This window comes from Streptomyces sp. NBC_01294, assembly GCF_035917235.1.
Taxonomy (GTDB): domain Bacteria; phylum Actinomycetota; class Actinomycetes; order Streptomycetales; family Streptomycetaceae; genus Streptomyces; species Streptomyces caledonius.
In genome coordinates this window covers 4307501-4324077 of record NZ_CP108423.1, presented here as the reverse complement: position 1 = coordinate 4324077, position 16577 = coordinate 4307501, and the positions used below count along the sequence as shown (strand labels likewise).

The 16577-nt window shown below is 69.7% G+C and carries 13 protein-coding genes and 2 rRNA genes (1 of these 15 cut by a window edge); 8 read left to right on the top strand and 7 right to left on the bottom strand.

Annotated features, from left to right (window positions below; translation table 11 throughout):
- Positions 1-52 precede the first annotated feature (52 nt).
- The 3 genes from OG534_RS19570 to OG534_RS19560 form a co-directional block, all read right to left on the bottom strand.
- Entirely contained in the window at positions 53-1753 is a 1701-nt protein-coding gene (locus OG534_RS19570) for a serine/threonine-protein kinase (RefSeq protein WP_326589368.1), read from the bottom strand.
- Positions 1754-1856: 103 nt separating this feature from the next.
- Positions 1857-2648 (bottom strand): thioesterase family protein, encoded by a 792-nt coding sequence (locus OG534_RS19565; RefSeq protein ID WP_326589367.1) that lies wholly within the window; start codon positions 2646-2648, stop codon positions 1857-1859.
- Positions 2649-2699: 51 nt separating this feature from the next.
- Positions 2700-3308, bottom strand: coding sequence for a LysE family translocator (locus tag OG534_RS19560; RefSeq protein WP_326589365.1), 609 nt, complete (start codon positions 3306-3308; stop codon positions 2700-2702).
- Between the two features lie 135 nt (positions 3309-3443).
- On the opposite strand from OG534_RS19560, the gene OG534_RS19555 reads away from it, so the two are divergent.
- Positions 3444-4268, top strand: a complete 825-nt coding sequence (locus tag OG534_RS19555) for a pentapeptide repeat-containing protein (RefSeq protein ID WP_326593708.1) — start codon at positions 3444-3446, stop codon at positions 4266-4268.
- Between the two features lie 150 nt (positions 4269-4418).
- Here the strand turns inward: OG534_RS19555 and OG534_RS19550 are convergent, their stop codons facing one another.
- A complete protein-coding gene (locus OG534_RS19550) occupies positions 4419-5570 on the bottom strand; it encodes an alpha/beta fold hydrolase (protein ID WP_326589364.1) in 1152 nt (383 codons plus the stop codon).
- Positions 5571-5968: 398 nt separating this feature from the next.
- On the opposite strand from OG534_RS19550, the gene OG534_RS19545 reads away from it, so the two are divergent.
- The 6 genes from OG534_RS19545 to OG534_RS19520 all read left to right on the top strand — a co-directional run bounded on the left by OG534_RS19545 (position 5969) and on the right by OG534_RS19520 (position 13076).
- Positions 5969-6277, top strand: a complete 309-nt coding sequence (locus OG534_RS19545; protein ID WP_008742356.1) for a hypothetical protein — start codon at positions 5969-5971, stop codon at positions 6275-6277.
- Positions 6278-6374: 97 nt separating this feature from the next.
- A complete protein-coding gene (locus OG534_RS19540) occupies positions 6375-7202 on the top strand; it encodes a hypothetical protein (protein WP_326589363.1) in 828 nt (275 codons plus the stop codon).
- A complete protein-coding gene (locus OG534_RS19535) occupies positions 7192-8514 on the top strand; it encodes a hypothetical protein (RefSeq protein WP_326589362.1) in 1323 nt (440 codons plus the stop codon). The genes OG534_RS19540 and OG534_RS19535 overlap by 11 nt, the downstream gene beginning before the upstream one ends.
- Entirely contained in the window at positions 8511-10073 is a 1563-nt protein-coding gene (locus OG534_RS19530) for an SCO6880 family protein (protein WP_326589361.1), read from the top strand. The genes OG534_RS19535 and OG534_RS19530 overlap by 4 nt, the downstream gene beginning before the upstream one ends.
- A gap of 19 nt (positions 10074-10092) precedes the next feature.
- On the top strand, positions 10093-11511 hold the full coding sequence (locus tag OG534_RS19525; RefSeq protein ID WP_326589359.1) for an ATP-binding protein: 1419 nt from the start codon (positions 10093-10095) through the stop codon (positions 11509-11511).
- Positions 11512-11513: 2 nt separating this feature from the next.
- Positions 11514-13076 (top strand): type VI secretion protein, encoded by a 1563-nt coding sequence (locus tag OG534_RS19520; RefSeq protein ID WP_326589357.1) that lies wholly within the window; start codon positions 11514-11516, stop codon positions 13074-13076.
- Here OG534_RS19520 and OG534_RS19515 read toward each other — a convergent pair.
- On the bottom strand, positions 13073-13624 hold the full coding sequence (locus OG534_RS19515; RefSeq protein ID WP_326593706.1) for a GNAT family N-acetyltransferase: 552 nt from the start codon (positions 13622-13624) through the stop codon (positions 13073-13075). The two genes, OG534_RS19520 and OG534_RS19515, sit on opposite strands and share 4 nt — an antisense overlap.
- 46 nt (positions 13625-13670) lie before the next feature.
- Here OG534_RS19515 and OG534_RS19510 point away from each other — a divergent pair, with 46 nt between their 5' ends.
- Positions 13671-14501, top strand: a complete 831-nt coding sequence (locus OG534_RS19510; protein ID WP_326589356.1) for a DUF3626 domain-containing protein — start codon at positions 13671-13673, stop codon at positions 14499-14501.
- A 60-nt stretch (positions 14502-14561) separates the two neighbouring features.
- Here OG534_RS19510 and rrf read toward each other — a convergent pair.
- Positions 14562-14678 (bottom strand): 5S ribosomal RNA (rrf, locus tag OG534_RS19505).
- A gap of 76 nt (positions 14679-14754) precedes the next feature.
- Positions 14755-16577: ribosomal RNA gene (locus tag OG534_RS19500) — 23S ribosomal RNA — on the bottom strand (it continues 1301 nt past the right edge of the window).

Sequence of the window (16577 nt, the reverse complement as noted above, 5' to 3'; positions counted from 1 at the left end):
CTCCCCCATCCCCGTCACTTCAACGTGCGATTCGGCCGTGTCGCATGTCCTACTACCCCACTTGGAAGCCGGAACAGGCAATGCTCGCGTACTTCGTAGGGTCATCCTCGACGTGGTAGAAGACCACCGTCCAGTCCCCGGGATCGTTGGCTAGGGGCGCGGCGGGCCAGGTCCGGCCCGCGGCGTGCAGGGTGAAGTCGTCCGGATACGTCAGCGTCACGTCTCCGCCCGAACGCCAGTGGGTGTAGATGTCGACGGGCTTGCTGGTGTAACCGACGGACCGGTTGTCCATGGGAAAGGGCGTACCGGTGTCCGGATCGAGGTCGTGCGGTGACTTGACGGCCACGGACACGTAGTACGCATCCGGTTTGGACTGCGACATCTCCGCGTACTTGATCCGCATCTTGATGGTCGCGGACTTCGCCGGCGCCCCATCAGGACCGGTGGTGGACACCACGGACTGGAAGTCGGCGCCCGGCGGCTTCTTTTCTGCGGGCTGGTTGCACTGGCCGACCCCGTGGGCCGCCTGTACCGGATTGGAGGACGCCGTCCACAAGTAGCGCGAGACCTGATTGTCCTCGATGTACTCGGCCGGCGGCTTGGCGACCCCGGCCGGTCCTCCGCCGCCGGCTCCGCCCGTTGACGCGCCGGCCCCGGGCGTCTGCCCGCCCTCCGCCGCGGGCGGCGCGCCCGTGACACCGCCCTTCCCTGCCGCGTCCCCGGCCGCGCCGGCTCTCCCGTCGAGGGGGATCAGCTTCCAGGCCGCCAGCGAGAGCGCCGCCACGACGGCCACCCCCGCGGCGCCGGTCCAGGCCCCGCGCCGCCGGCCGGCCCGCTGCGGGGGCTGCGTGGGGACGTAGACATACCCCGGCCCCTGCGTGCGCATCTCGTGCAGCGGAACGGCCTCGCCCAGCGCCTCCAGCCCCACGTACACGGGGTCGTCGACCAGCGCGTCCCGCACCCCGCACCGCCGGATGACCTCGGCCGGGTCCGGCCGGGCCGCCGGGTCCTTCGCCACGCAGGCCTCGATCAGCGCCGCGAGCCCCGGCTCCACCCCGGCGACGTCGACCGGCTCGTGCACCGCGCGGTAGCTCACCGTCGCCGCCACGCCCGTGCCGAACGGCGGCCGCCCCGTCGCCGCGTACGCCAGCGTCGCCCCGAGCGCGAACACGTCCGCCGCTGCGCCCGCCCCGTCGCCCACCAGCACCTCGGGCGCGGTGTAGCCGGGCGTCCCCGGCGCCTGACCGTCCTGCGTCAGCTCGGTCGCGCCGACCCCGCGCGCGATGCCGAAGTCGATGAGCTGCGGGCCCTGCGCGCCCAGGATCACGTTCTGCGGCTTGAGGTCCCGGTGCGTGACCCCGTACGCGTGCACGCTCGCCAGCCCCTCCGCGAGCGCCGCGAACAGCCGCCGGCAGGTCTCGGCGGGCAGCGCCCCGCGCCGGCCCACCGCATGACCGAGGGTGGGACCCGCCACGTACTCGGTCGCCAGCCAGTACGGAGCCGACTCCAGCGAGGCGTCGATCAGGTTCGCCGTGTACGCCGACCGCACCGCACGCACCGTCGCGGCCTCCCGGCGGAAGCGCGCCAGCGCCTCCGGGTGACCGGTGATCTCGTCGCGGATCACCTTGACGGCCACCAGGCGCCCGCCGGGGGAGCGCCCAAGGTACACCTGCCCCATGCCGCCGGCTCCCAGCCGGGTGAGCAGCGCGTGGGCGCCTATGTGAGTCGGGTCGATCTCTCTGAGCGGCTCCATCCGTACGAGCCTGCCACATCCATCTCCCGCCCCGGGAAAGGGGGTTGGCCCGCCTCCTCCGTGCGCCGCGCGGCCGCCGCTACCAGGGACCGCGCGGCCGCGGCTACCGGGGCGCGACGAAGAGGCTCTGCGCGCTCCGCCCGATCGGCCCCTTCTCGTCGTGCAGCAGCGCGTCCGCGAGTCCGATCCCGGCGGCGTCCACGCTCGTACGGGCCTCCACGCACGCCCACTCGCCCACCGGGTGGCGGTGGAGGTGAACGGTCAGGTCACCGTTGATGAAGACGTAGCGCCCGAAGTCCATCACCGCGCTGATGCCGTTGCCCGAGTCGGCGGCGATCAGCACCCGGTCCAGCGGCCGGATGTCCTCCCCGGCGACGAGCGGCACCTTCATCCGCATCCAGCAGGTGCCGGGACCCGGCTCGACGAAGGCCCCCTCGGTGAACCGGGTCTCCATAGCCGAGTGGTAGCCGGTCTCCCACGGCACCGGGAAGAACGGCGTCACCTCCACCTCCCCCGGCGTCGGCAGCTGCGGGCCCGGCGCCACGGCCGGCACGGACTCCTCGTCGACACGGATCCGCAGGGCCCTCGCCAGCATCACCGGCGCGGCGCCCGCCGGGGCGAGGGCAGCCTCGACGACCTCGGTGCTGCGCCCGGCCCGGAGCACACTGGTGGTGATCTCCAGCTCGCCGATCGGGACCGGGCGCAGGATCTCGTACGTGATCCGGGCGATCCGCATGTCCGTGCGCGCACCCGGCCGCTCCTCGACGGCCCGCCCGAGCAGCGCGGCCGGCGGCCCGGCGTGCTGCGAGCCCGGGTCCCACGGCCCGCGCGTGTTCTCGGTGGCGGCGAACCGCCCGGCATCCAGTCGTTCGAAGAATCCCTCGCCAGCGCCCATGCCTTGCACGCTACCGAGAGGTAACCAGCGGCACCAGCCCCGCATCGCCGCTCAACGGGCGAACCCCAGACCCACCCCCAGCCCCACCAGCACCGACCCGATGGCCCGGTTCAGCGTCTTCTGCGCCTTCAGCATCCGGTCGCGCAGCCGGGAGACGGAGAAGAACAGCGCCACCGCCGCGAACCAGCCCAGGTGCGCCGCCGACATGAACAGCCCGTAGCCCGCCTGCTGCCACAGCGGCGTGTCCGGGTTGACCACCTGCGTGAAGGTCGACACCACGAACAGCGTCGTCTTCGGGTTGAGCACATTGGTCAGGAACCCCGACCGCATCGCCCCCAGCCGGGTCAGCTGCGGCTTCGACTCCAGGTCCACGGTCACCTCGGCCCGCGCCCGGAAGGTCCGTATCCCGATCCACACCAGATAGGCCGCACCCGCCAGCTTGATCACGGTGAACAGCGTGGTGGAGGAGGCGATCAGCAGACCGACCCCGAGCATCGTGTACGAGACGTGCACCAGGACGCCGGCCGCGACCCCGGCGGCCGCGAACAGCCCGGTGGGCCGCCCGTAGAGATAGCTGTTGCGCACCACCATGGCGAAGTCCGCACCCGGACTGATCACGGCGAGCAGGGTAATGACGGCGACTGCGATCACTTCTGTCATACGGCGATGCTCACCATGTCCCCCTCCCGGATCAACCCCTGCCGGGAAATACGACTCCCCCCTCCAACCGGTAACAATGGACACGTGCCGAGTACCCCTGCCACCCCCAATGCCCCCACCGCCCCCGCCGCGAACCTGCCCGACCTGCCCGTCCTGCCCGTCCTGCCCGTCCTGCAGGCCGACTGCGCGAACTGCTTCGCGCTCTGCTGCGTGGCCCTCCCCTTCGCCAAGTCCAGCGACTTCGCCGTGAACAAGCCCGCCGGAACCCCCTGCAAGAACCTCCAGCAGGACTTCCGCTGCGGCATCCACACCCGGCTGCGCGACAAGGGCTTCCAGGGCTGCACCGTCTTCGACTGCTTCGGCGCGGGCCAGCAGGTCTCCCAGGTCACCTTCGGCGGCCGCGACTGGCGCACCCACCCCGGCACGGCCCGCACGATGTACGACGTCTTCCCGGTGATGCGACAGCTGCACGAGCTGCTCTTCTACGTCAGCCAGGCCCTGACCCTCCCGGACGCCGCCCCGGTCCACGCGGACCTGCGCCACGCGCTCGCGGAAACGGAACAATGGACGCGCGCCGACGAACAGGCCCTCGGGAATCTCGACGTCACCGCGCTCCGCCAGAACATCAACACCCTGCTCCTGAAGACCAGCGAGCTCGTACGGGCCAAGGTGCCGGGCCGCAAGAAGAACCACCGCGGCGCCGACCTGATGGGCGCACGCCTCTCCGGCGCGAACCTGCGCGGCGCGAACCTCCGCGGCGCCTACCTCATCGCCGCAGACCTCACCCGCGCCGACCTCCGCACGGCCGACCTGATCGGCGCGGACTTCCGCGACGCCAACCTCCGCGGCGCAGACCTCCGCAACGCCATCTTCCTCACCCAGCCCCAACTGAACGCAGCCCAGGGCAACCCCACCACCCAAATCCCCCCCACCCTCACCCACCCCACCCACTGGACCTAACACCCTCATCCAGCCGGCCTGGCAAATCCAGCCCCGCCGGCCACTTCCAGCCTCGCCGGCCACTTCCAGCCTCGCCGGCGTTTGAGGCGCGGGGGTCCGGGGGCAGCGCCCCCGGCAACGGCGCCGCACCCGCCCGCCCAACCCCTAAGGTCAGACCCGCGCCAAAAACCCCCGCACGGCGGCAAAAAACCCCTCCGCATCCCCCACCCGCACCGCATGCCCCGCCGGCAACTCCACCAACCGCACCCCCGCCCTCCGCACCGTCATCTCCCGCGCATGCTCCGCCGACAGCACCCCGCTCCGATCCCCCCGCACCAACAGCGTCGGCCTCCGCACCCGCAGCCAGTCCCCCCAGTGGTCCCCGTTCAGCCCCCGCTGGGACTCCACCATGTCCTCCACCTCGAACACGGGCCCCCACCCGTCCGCGTACTCCCGCACCGACCCCTCCAGATGCGGCGCCGCACTCCCCAACCCCGCCAGGAACCTGGCCCGGGTCGCCGCCCGCCTCGGCCACTCCCGCGCGAAGGACAGGTCGCCGTCGACCACCGCCCCGATGTCCTCGACCACCACCGCCCGCACCAGTTCCGGCCGCCTCGCCGCGAGCTGGTACGCGTTCACCCCGCCCAGCGAGTGCCCCAGTACCACCGCAGGCCCCAGCCCCACGTGCTCCAGCACGGCTGCCGCGTCCGCGACGTACCCGTCCCGCGTGTACTCCCCCGCCCGGTCGGACTCCCCGTGCCCGCGCTGGTCCAGGGCGATCACCCGCCACGCCGGACCCACCTCCCGGGCCAGCCCCTCGAAGGCCGCCCCGTCCTGGAAGTGCCCGTGCAGCGCGAGGAGCGGCGCCCCCGACCCCCCGAAGTCCGTATAGGCGAGCCGACGCCCGTCCTGCGTCACCAGCCGCCCCGGCAACGGCCCCAGCTTCTCGATGACCCGCTGCCGCAGCAGCTGGTACTCCTCCCAGCGCCTGCGCAGCCGCCCGCCCGGCCGCTCCACGACCCGCCCGGGGGTGACCGTCTCACCCCGCCGGAACTGCTCCCGCGTCAGATCGACGCGGATGCCGCCGGGCAGCAGGTTCCACCAGTGGCAGCCCTCCGGCCGGCCGTCGTGGAACACCTCGCCCAGCACCAGCTCCCCGCCCACGAGGTCCTGTACGACCAGGGCGGTGATGTCACATTGCCCCCACGCCGGGTTCTCGGGAGTCCACGGCACCCTGCTGATGTTGGCCGGCTCGCTGGTCTCGGCCGACCATCCCGCCCGGATGGCCGCCTCGAGGTCCGCGAGAGTCCATGGAGTCGTCATGTTCTCCAGCCTGCCGCACCCCTCTGACAGCGCCCGGCGCCAAACCCCGCCCACTCCGCGTACGACTGACGGATCATCGGTCAGATGTCGGCGGGCTGGCCCAACGACACGCGACCGCACTGCTCCGAACGGCGGCCCCTCACCCCACCCCCCGTACGCCGAGACGACAATCATTGCCCGGCGTCACCCCCCGTGATACACAGAGTGACCGCACGTTCTTGCGCATACACACCGCACCTGCCCAGGTCAGAGCGCGGAGGCGGAGCGCGGGCCGCGAGATCGGGTAAAGAGAGCCGTCAAGTCGACGACGGCAGCGGTTTCATCAGCGAAGATAGTGCGTGACCCCTGCCGTCGGGCAGAGGGCGACCGGAACTACCCATACAGGGGCGGTGAGTTACATGATCCTGGCAGCCGAAAAGGGCGACATCACCACCATCATCGGCGGAATCGCCCCGAACTGGGGGCCTTTCGGCAGTCTCGGCAATGAAGCGAAGGTCATGATCGAGGTGGTCATGGCCGTGGCGATCCTCCTCTGCCTCGGCATCGCCATCTGGGGCGCGGCCAAACAGCGCATCGGCGCGACCGCCCTGCGCGACACGTTCAGCGCGGAACAGGGCAAGGGCCTGATCGTGGCCGGCCTCACGGGCGTCTTCATCATCGGCTCCCTCGGCACCCTCTTCACGATCGTCTACGGAATGGCCGTCTAGCCGGGCCACTGCGGCCGTACCTGATGAGGACTCACCACACCGCACCTACGCGGGAACCAGCACTACCGTCGTACGACGCGGAGGGGGCCGACACGGAATGAGCAACGACGACCAGTACGGCGGCGGCCACGGCGAGGTCGGCGGCACGGGCCAGACCCGCACCCGCCTCCCGGACTCCCCATCCGACCCGTACGGCCCCACCCGCCGCCCCCCGCGCACCGCCCGCAGCCTGGTCACGGTGGTCGGCGTGGTGGTCCTCCTCATCGCCGCCATCGCCTTCGCGAACCAGTCCCCGGACACCCCGGCGACCGAGGCCTCGGACACCCCCCCGACTGCCTCCTCCACCGCGCCGACCGGCACCACCCCGGTGACGGAGAAGAACGGCGGCGTACCCTCCGGCTTCGCCCAGGACCAGCAGGGCGCCCAGTCAGCCGCGGCCAACTACGCCGTGGCCTTGGGTTCTGACGGCATGTTCAACTCGGCAAGACGCCGCGCCATCGTCGACGCGATCGCGGAGGAAGGCAGCCGGACGAAACTCCAGTCCGGGTTCGACGCCGACTATTCGGCCGGACTGCTCGCGCAGATCGGGCTCACGAAGGACGGTCTGGCACCCGCGGGCTCCACCTTCGTCAACCGGACCGTTCCGGCCGGGACCAAGGTGAAGAACTTCGCCGGCGGGTCCGCCTCGGTCGACGTGTGGTGCATCGGCATGTTCGGCCTGACCGGCGAGAAGTCCACCCGTCCCGTCACCAACGGCTGGTTCACGATCTCGATGACGCTCAAGTGGAACGGCTCCGACTGGAAGGTCGTCGACACCTCACAGAAGGACGGCCCCACACCGGTCAGCGGCGACATTCCCGTGTCCACCTCCGACGAGATCGGCAGCGCGGTCACCGAATTCGGAGGGTTCACGTATGCCCGGTAACCACCGGCTCCCGCTCCGAAGGATCGGCGCCGCCACCGTGGTCCTCCAGACCGCCGTCGTTCTGTTCGCGGCGCGCGCGACGGCCGCGCCGACCCCGAGCCCTACCCCCACTCCGAGCACGAGCCAGGACCCCTGCTCGCTCATCGCCGGCCCCGCGAGGGAGTACTGCGAGCGCGGCGAATCCGGCGGCGGAGCCCCCCGCACGGGCCTGGCGCCCAGCGACCCGGCCGACGCCCTCAACCCCCTCGCCTCCCTCGCCCGCGGCTGCGCGGACGCCGCCGCCTGGATCGTCACCAAGCTCAGCGAAGCGGTCAAGGGCCCGGCAGAAGTCGACTTCACCAACCCGACCTTCCTCAAGCAGTACTCCGTCGTCTTCGCCGCCTCCACCATCCTCACCCTCGTCCTCTGGCTCTTCGCCGTCGCCAAGCGCGCCGTCCGCGGCGTCCCCCTGACCACCGCCATGTCCGAAGCCATCGGCTTCCTATGGCTCACGGTCCTCGCCTCCGCCTTCACCCCCCTCATCCTCTACACCGTCGTCTCCGCCACCGACGGCGTCACCGAGGTCATCGCCTCCGCCACCGGCGGCCAGACGGACGTCTTCTTCGGCTCGTTCTCCGAAGCCCTCAAGAAGGGCGACGACATCGGCGGCGGCCCGATCATGCTGATCGTCGTCTCGCTCGTCACCGTCCTCGCCGCCGGCGTGCTCTACCTGGAGCTCTTCATCCGGGCCGCCCTCCTCTACGTCGGCGCCCTCCTCGGCGTCGTCGTCTACTCGGGGCTCGTCGACCGCAACCTCTGGGGCCACGTCCGCCGCTGGGCCGGCATCATGATCGCCGTCATCCTCGTGAAGCCGGTCATCGTCATCGTCCTCGGCCTCGCCGGGGCCCTGACCGGCGAAAAGGGCCCGAACGCCTTCTCCGCCGTCGTCACCGGCCTCGCCATCATCCTGCTGGCGATCTTCGCCTCCGCGATGATCTACCGCTTCGTCCCCGGCTTCGGCGACGAGATCGCCTCCGCCCGCTCCAACCGCAGCAAGGCCACCGACGGCGCCCAGGCCGCCGCCGTCATCAGCTCCCCGGCCTCCCTCGTCTCGCAGGGCATCAAGACCCACAGCAGCCGCGGCGCCCACCGCGGAGGCGACGGCGGCGGCAACAGCGCGCCCCGCCCCGCCAACCCCCTCTCCGGAGGCGTGGCCGCCCACAGCAGCCGCCCCACCTCCGGCGGCGGAGCCGGCGGCGGATCTGTCCCCTCCGCCGCACCCGCACCCCGCACGAGTTCGAGTACGAGGAACACAGGAGGTGACGGGCGTTGACGACCCAGTCCCACCAGCTGCACCCGGTCGCGCCCCGCCGCACGTATCTCATCGGCCGGGCCCGGCCGAACGCGATCGTCGGCAAGAACCGCGAGACCGGCGAGATCGCCCTGATCATCGCCGGGGCGTTCTTCGGCATGATGAGCGGACTGCTCGTCCCCGACCTCACGCTGCGCATCGTCAGCCTCGCCGGCTTCCCCATGATCGCGCTCGCCGCCGTCTACGTCCCCTACAAGGGCCGCACCTTCTACCGCTGGTTCGAGATCAGCCGCAGCTACAAGCGGACCCTGCGGCGCGGCACGACGTTCCGCTCGGGCGCCATGGAAGCCGGCATCCGCGGCTCCGACGGCCGCGAGGTCGAGGTCGGCCCGCCCCCCGGCATCGGCCGGATCAACTGGCTCGCCGCCCCCTTCGGCCCCGACGAGATCGCCGTCCTCCTCCACGCCGACCGCCGCACCGTCACCGCCGCCATCGAGATCGAGGGCCCCGGCGTCGGCCTGCGCGACAGCGAGGACCAGGAGGCCCTCGTCGACCGCTTCGGCACCCTCCTCAAGCACGTGGCCAACGGCGACGGCTTCGTCACCCGCCTCCAGATGCTCGCCCGCACCCTCCCGGCCGACCCCGACGCGCACGCCAAGGACGTGGCCCAGCGCGGCGACACCCAGGCCCCCGGCTGGCTGCGCGAGTCCTACGACCAGCTCCAGTCGATGGTGTCCACCTCCTCCGAGCAGCACCGCGCGTACCTCGTCGCCTGCATGCACTACACGCGCGAACTCGCCGCCGAGGCCCACACCATCGCCCGCGCCTCCACCCCCCACAAGGGCCGCAAGCTCGACCGCGACGCCGGCCTCGCCATCGTCATGGCCCGCGAGCTCACCGACATCTGCGCCCGCCTCGCCGAAGCCGACATCCGCGTCCGCCAGCCGCTGGGCCAGGGCCGCCTCTCCTCCCTCGTGCACTCCATGTACGACCCGGACCACCCCATCGACCACATCCAGGCCATGACCAAGCGCAACGCCTGGCCGGCCGAGCTCGACGCGGTCGAACCCACCTTCCTCCAGGCCAAGACCCGCGAGTCCTCCACCCGCGCGCCCTGGTGCCACGCCACCGCCTGGGTCAAGGAGTGGCCGATGACGCCCGTGGGCGTCAACTTCCTCGCCCCCCTCCTCGTCCACACCCCGGACGTCATCCGGACCGTCGCCGTCACCATGGACCTGGAGCCCACCGAGGTGGCCATCGAGCGGATGCTCACCGAGAAGACCAACGACGAGGCGGACGCCTCCCGCGCCGCCAAGATGAACCGGACCGTCGACCCCCGCGACATCGCCGCCCACGGCCGGCTCGACCAAAGAGGTGAAGATCTCGCGAGCGGTGCGGCGGGAGTCAACCTGGTCGGGTACATCACGGTGTCCTCGCGTTCGCCGGAAGCCCTCGCCCGCGACAAGCGGACGATCCGCGCCTCGGCCGGCAAGTCCTACCTGAAGCTGGAATGGTGCGACCGCGAGCACCACCGCGCCTTCGTCAACACCCTGCCGTTCGCCACCGGCATCCGACGTTAGCTGGAGGGAAGTGCCGCCCATGCGAGATCCCATGACCGCGCTGACGGACGCCTTCACCAGCTTCCTCTTCGGCAAAGTCGAAACCACGCGCCTGCCCGTCCGCACCTCGACCGGGCAGGCGCAAGCCGTCTACCTGCCCACCGCGGCTCCCGGACTCGGCGACTCCGGCGTCATCATCGGCCGCGAGGTCTACAGCGGCAAGGGCTACATCTACGACCCCTTCCAGCTGTACGGACAGCAGCTCCCGGCCCCCCACTGGCTGGTCCTCGGCGAATCCGGAAACGGCAAGTCCGCCCTGGAGAAGACGTACGTCCTGCGCCAGCTCCGCTTCAAGGACCGCCAGGTCGTCGTCCTCGACGCCCAGGGCGAGGACGGCGTCGGCGAGTGGAACCTGATCGCCCAGCAGCTGGGGATAACCCCCATCCGCCTGGATCCGATCGCCGCCAACGACGACGGCATCCGCCTCAACCCGCTCGACCCGGCGATCACCACGACCGGGCAGCTCGCGCTGCTGCGCACCATCATCGAAGTCGCCATGGGCCACGGCCTCGACGAGCGCGCCGGCTTCGCCCTCAAGGTCGCCCACGCCTACGTCGTCGACACCATCCGCGACCGCCAGCCGGTCCTCACCGACATCGTCGAGCAGCTGCGCCACCCCGAGGCCGAGTCCGCGGAGGCCATGAACGTCGACATAGACGATGTCCGGGCCTGGGGCCTCGACGTGGCCTTGGTCATCGACCGCCTCGTCGACGGCGACCTGCGCGGCATGTTCGACGGCCCGACGACCGTCGGCATCGACCTCGACGCCCCGCTGATCGTCTTCGACCTCTCCCACATCGACCGCAACTCCATCGCGATGCCGATCCTCATGGCGATCGTCGGCGTCTGGCTGGAGCACACCTGGATCAGGCCCGACCGCAAGAAGCGGATCTTCCTCGTCGAAGAGGCCTGGCACATCATCAACAGCCCCTTCGTCGCCCAGCTGTTCCAGCGCCTGCTGAAGTTCGGCCGCCGCCTCGGCCTGTCCTTCGTCGCCGTCGTCCACCACCTCTCCGACGTCGTCGACGGCGCGGCCGCGCGCGAAGCCGCGGCCATCCTCAAGATGGCCTCCACCCGCACCATCTACGCCCAGAAGGCCGACGAGGCCCGCGCCACCGGCCGCGTCCTCGGCCTGCCCCGCTGGGCCGTCGAGATCATCCCGACCCTCACCCCCGGCATCGCGGTCTGGGACGTCAACGGCAACGTCCAGGTGGTCAAACACCTGATCACCGAAGCCGAACGCCCCCTGGTCTTCACGGACCGCGCCATGACCGAGTCCTCCGCCCCCATCCGACTCTCCGACGACATGCTCGCCGCCGAACTCGAGGCGGAGGAACGCGCCTTGTCCATCGAACGCAACCGCGGCAACGGCCCGGGCTCCGCCACCACGGTGGCCTGACCATGCACGACGCACGACGTACGGAGCCCCCAGCGCGCGGCGGCGTCCCGGACGGCCTGCTGGTCGGCCTCCTGGCCTTCCTCCTCGGCCTCGCCGTCCTCGTCTGGTCGGCCACCGGCCTGGCGGCCGTCTTCTCCAAGGGCGCCTGGCCCGACACCGTCACCTTCACCCGGACACCGGAGGCCGTCCGCGCCCTGATAGCGCAGCCGCACGACCTCCCGGCGGCCTGGCCCGACACCGACCCGGCGGCCCTCTCGGGCTGGGGCCTGTTCTGGGGCCTGTTCGTCAGCCAGCTCCTGGTGCTGTTCGTCCTGACCGTCTTCGCCATCGGCGTGATCGCCCGTACGAAGTCCCGCCGCGCCCTGGCCAAACAGGCCGCCCTGGACCCCGTACCGTACGAGCCCCCGCCCGTACCGGCGCCCGCACCCCAGCCCGCGCCCGTAGCGGCGCCGGCCCATCCAGCCCCGTCAGCGGCGGCGCCGGTCCCGGCAACGGCCCCGGCCCATCCAGCCCCGCCGGCGTTTGAGGCGCGGGGGTCTGGGGGCGGCGCCCCCAGCATCCACAGCAGCCCCCGCGACGAGGCGTACCGCTACGGCTTCGGCTACGCACCCCAGCCGGCAGCCGCCGCCACCCTCCCGCCCGCCCCTACGCTGGCGAACGGCATCACCTACGGCGGCCCCAACGACCGCCTGCGCGCCGCGGCCCAACGCATCGGCGAGACGGAGGGGGCCGCACTGATCGTGACCTCCTCGCCCACCCTCTGGGCCGAGACCAAGGACGCCCGCGCCAAACTCGGCCCGGTCCTCCTCTACGACCCCTCCCACCTGTGCGACACCCCGGCCCGCATGCACTGGAACCCGGCCGAGGGCTGCGCCGAGCGCGACACCGCCGCCGCCCGCGCGATCGCCCTGCTGGCTCCCGTACGCCCCCAGGCCCGGATGGACGCGGCGGTGGCCGACACCGCGGAAACGCTCCTGCGCAGCTGGCTCCAGGCGGTGGCGCTGGACGACCGCCCCTTCAAGCAACTGCACCGCTGGACCCAGGGCAACAGCGCCCAGGACCCGGTCCGCATCCTGCGCACCCACCCCCGGGCCGCCCCCGGCGCGGCCGGCGAGCTGGAGAGCGCCCTCACCGCCCACCCGGAACGGCGCGAACTCGCCCAGAACCTGACGGCCCGCGCCCTGTCCTGCCTGACCTCGATCCACATCCGCGAGGCCTGCAATCCCAACCGAACGGATTCGCTCACCCTGGCTTCGTTCCTGGGCGAAGGGGGCAGCCTCTACCTGGTGGGTGAACCTCTCGAAGATCCCCGCACCCACCCGGGTGCGATGCCCTTGCTGACCGCACTCGCCTCTCACGTGGTCGAGCACGGCCGCCGCATGGCCGCACGGTCATCCCACGGTCGGCTCGACCCACCACTCTCCCTGGTGCTGGACGACGTGGCCGCCGTGGCCCCGATCCCCCAGCTCCCGGAACTCCTGACCGAGGAGACCCTGCCCCTCCTCGCCCTGTGCCGCAGCCGCGAACAGGCCCGCTCCCGCTGGCCCGACGCGGACCTGCCCTAAGGCCTCGGGACCACGAACTCCAGCTCCTTGGCGGACGGATCGCTCTCCAGCGGCACCCGCACACCACTGTCCTGGAACCCGATGCGCCGGTAGAAGGCCTGAGCCCGCTCGTTCCGCTCGTGCACATAGAGGCGTACGCGTTCCAGCGCGGGATCCTCCAGCGACCAGGCCCACTCCAGCCCGGCCCGGAACAGCTCTTCGGCCAGCCCGGTGCCCCGCAGGCCCTCGCGGACGAAGACGCCGACGACGTGCCCCTGGGGCGTCTCGATCGCCCGGTCCAGGAAATCGGTGGTGCCGAGCTCCTCGACGAGCACGGTCGCGGAGCCGTTCCACACCCCGTCGGGCCCGACGGCCACGAACTGCCGCGCGGCCCGCCCCGAAGCGGCGCCGGCGGTTCGCTCCTGCCAGAAGCTGTCGGGACGCGCCTCGGCGAGCTCGGCGGTGTCGAGGAAGGCAATGGGCGCCGCAGCATCGTGGAGCGAGGCGATCCGCAGCTCCTTGACCTGCTCCCACTCGTCACCGCGAACCGGACGTATCACATGCTGGATCTCGCTCATGATCGGATCCTAACCACCGGGCAGGCACACTTCATCCATGAATCCACACGTCAAAGCCCTCCACCACGTCACGTCGCGCTCCGCCGGCCCGCCCATGGACCCGAGCCTCACCGTGACCCTGAACTTCCACCCCGACCGCTGGTCCGGCGACCGCCCGATCCTCACCGCCCTGGCCAAGGACGGCTTGTACCGCTCCCAGTTCGTCACGGGCACCGGCAACGGCGGTCTCACCGCCCACCCGGGCGGCGCACGCTGGGAGTGGGAGAGCCGCATATTCGGCGGCGCCTACGACGACGCCCCACCCGAAGCCCGCCCGGTCTACGGCGCCTTGAACTTCCGCCACCACCCGGCCGGCGCCGCCCCGCGCTTCGGCTCGGCCCACTTCCGCCTCACCCCGGAAGCCCTCCCCCGGACCACCTTCTGCTACCCGGACAGCTACCTCGAACCCGAATCCTTCGGCGTCGCGGCACGCATGTCCCTGATCGCCCTGGCCGAGGCCGACGACCAGGACGCCCTGGACGACTACATCGAGGCCCAGGTCCACACCCCCGTCCTGCTCGAACGCGACGTCGCCGCCCTCGTACTGGACCCCAGCTACCGGGACACGGAGGTCGAGGCCGCAGCCGCCGAGCTCCCCTGCCCGACCGAATGGCACCCGGGCTACCGGCTCACCGTCACCGAACTCCGCCGGCACCCCGAATACCGCGGCCAGGAGTACGTCGACCTGGGCGCGGAAATCGCCGAAGCAGGCCTGCTGACACCCCGCATCCTCGGCGAGGCGGCCCGCACGGGCCGATATGACGAACAGGCCCTCAAGCGCGTCTGGCACTACCTGGCCCGCTTCGGAGGCCGGCTGAATCTCCGGTGAACGCAGAAAAGCCCCGCACCGGACCCCGAAGGGTCTGGTGCGGGGCTTCCCGCAATGATTGTTCGGCGGCGTCCTACTCTCCCACAGGGTCCCCCCTGCAGTACCATCGGCGCTGAAAGGCTTAGCTTCCGGGTTCGGAATGTAACCGGGCGTTTCCCTAACGCTATGACCACCGAAACACTATGAAATTTGAACGCTGGCATGAACACAGCTGTTCGTTATTTCAGAACTAACACAGTGGACGCGAGCAACTGAGGACAAGCCCTCGGCCTATTAGTACCAGTCAGCTTCACCCGTTACCGGGCTTCCACATCTGGCCTATCAACCCAGTCGTCTACTGGGAGCCTTACCCTCTCAAGGAGGTGGGAATACTCATCTTGAAGCAGGCTTCCCGCTTAGATGCTTTCAGCGGTTATCCCTCCCGAACGTAGCCAACCAGCCATGCCCTTGGCAGGACAACTGGCACACCAGAGGTTCGTCCGTCCCGGTCCTCTCGTACTAGGGACAGCCCTTCTCAATATTCCTACGCGCACAGCGGATAGGGACCGAACTGTCTCACGACGTTCTAAACCCAGCTCGCGTACCGCTTTAATGGGCGAACAGCCCAACCCTTGGGACCGACTCCAGCCCCAGGATGCGACGAGCCGACATCGAGGTGCCAAACCATCCCGTCGATATGGACTCTTGGGGAAGATCAGCCTGTTATCCCCGGGGTACCTTTTATCCGTTGAGCGACGGCGCTTCCACAAGCCACCGCCGGATCACTAGTCCCGACTTTCGTCCCTGCTCGACCCGTCGGTCTCACAGTCAAGCTCCCTTGTGCACTTACACTCAACACCTGATTGCCAACCAGGCTGAGGGAACCTTTGGGCGCCTCCGTTACTCTTTGGGAGGCAACCGCCCCAGTTAAACTACCCATCAGACACTGTCCCTGATCCGGATCACGGACCGAGGTTAGACATCCAGCACGACCAGAGTGGTATTTCAACGACGACTCCACCCCAACTGGCGTTGGGGTTTCAAAGTCTCCCACCTATCCTACACAAGCCGAACCGAACACCAATATCAAACTATAGTAAAGGTCCCGGGGTCTTTCCGTCCTGCTGCGCGAAACGAGCATCTTTACTCGTAGTGCAATTTCACCGGGCCTATGGTTGAGACAGTCGAGAAGTCGTTACGCCATTCGTGCAGGTCGGAACTTACCCGACAAGGAATTTCGCTACCTTAGGATGGTTATAGTTACCACCGCCGTTTACTGGCGCTTAAGTTCTCAGCTTCGCACGCCCGAAAGCGCACTAACCGGTCCCCTTAACGTTCCAGCACCGGGCAGGCGTCAGTCCGTATACATCGCCTTACGGCTTCGCACGGACCTGTGTTTTTAGTAAACAGTCGCTTCTCGCTGGTCTCTGCGGCCACCCCCAGCTCACGGAGTAAATCCGATCACCAGTGATGGCCCCCCTTCTCCCGAAGTTACGGGGGCATTTTGCCGAGTTCCTTAACCATAGTTCACCCGAACGCCTCGGTATTCTCTACCTGACCACCTGAGTCGGTTTAGGGTACGGGCCGCCATGAAACTCGCTAGAGGCTTTTCTCGACAGCATAGGATCATCCACTTCACCACAATCGGCTCGGCATCAGGTCTCAGCCTTATATGAGGGACGGATTTGCCTACCCCTCGGCCTACACCCTTACCCCGGGACAACCACCGCCCGGGCTGGACTACCTTCCTGCGTCACCCCATCGCTTACCTACTACCACCTTGGATCGGCGGCTCCACCACTTTCCCTTGCCCGAAGGCTCCGGAACGGCTTCACGGCCTTAGCATTAGAGGATTCGATATTGGGCGTTTCAAAGCGGGTACCGGAATATCAACCGGTTGTCCATCGACTACGCCTGTCGGCCTCGCCTTAGGTCCCGACTTACCCTGGGCAGATCAGCTTGACCCAGGAACCCTTAGTCAATCGGCGCACACGTTTCTCACGTGTGTATCGCTACTCATGCCTGCATTCTCACTCGTGAACCGTCCACAACTAGCTTCCGCTGCTGCTTCACCCGGCACACGACGCTCCCCTACCC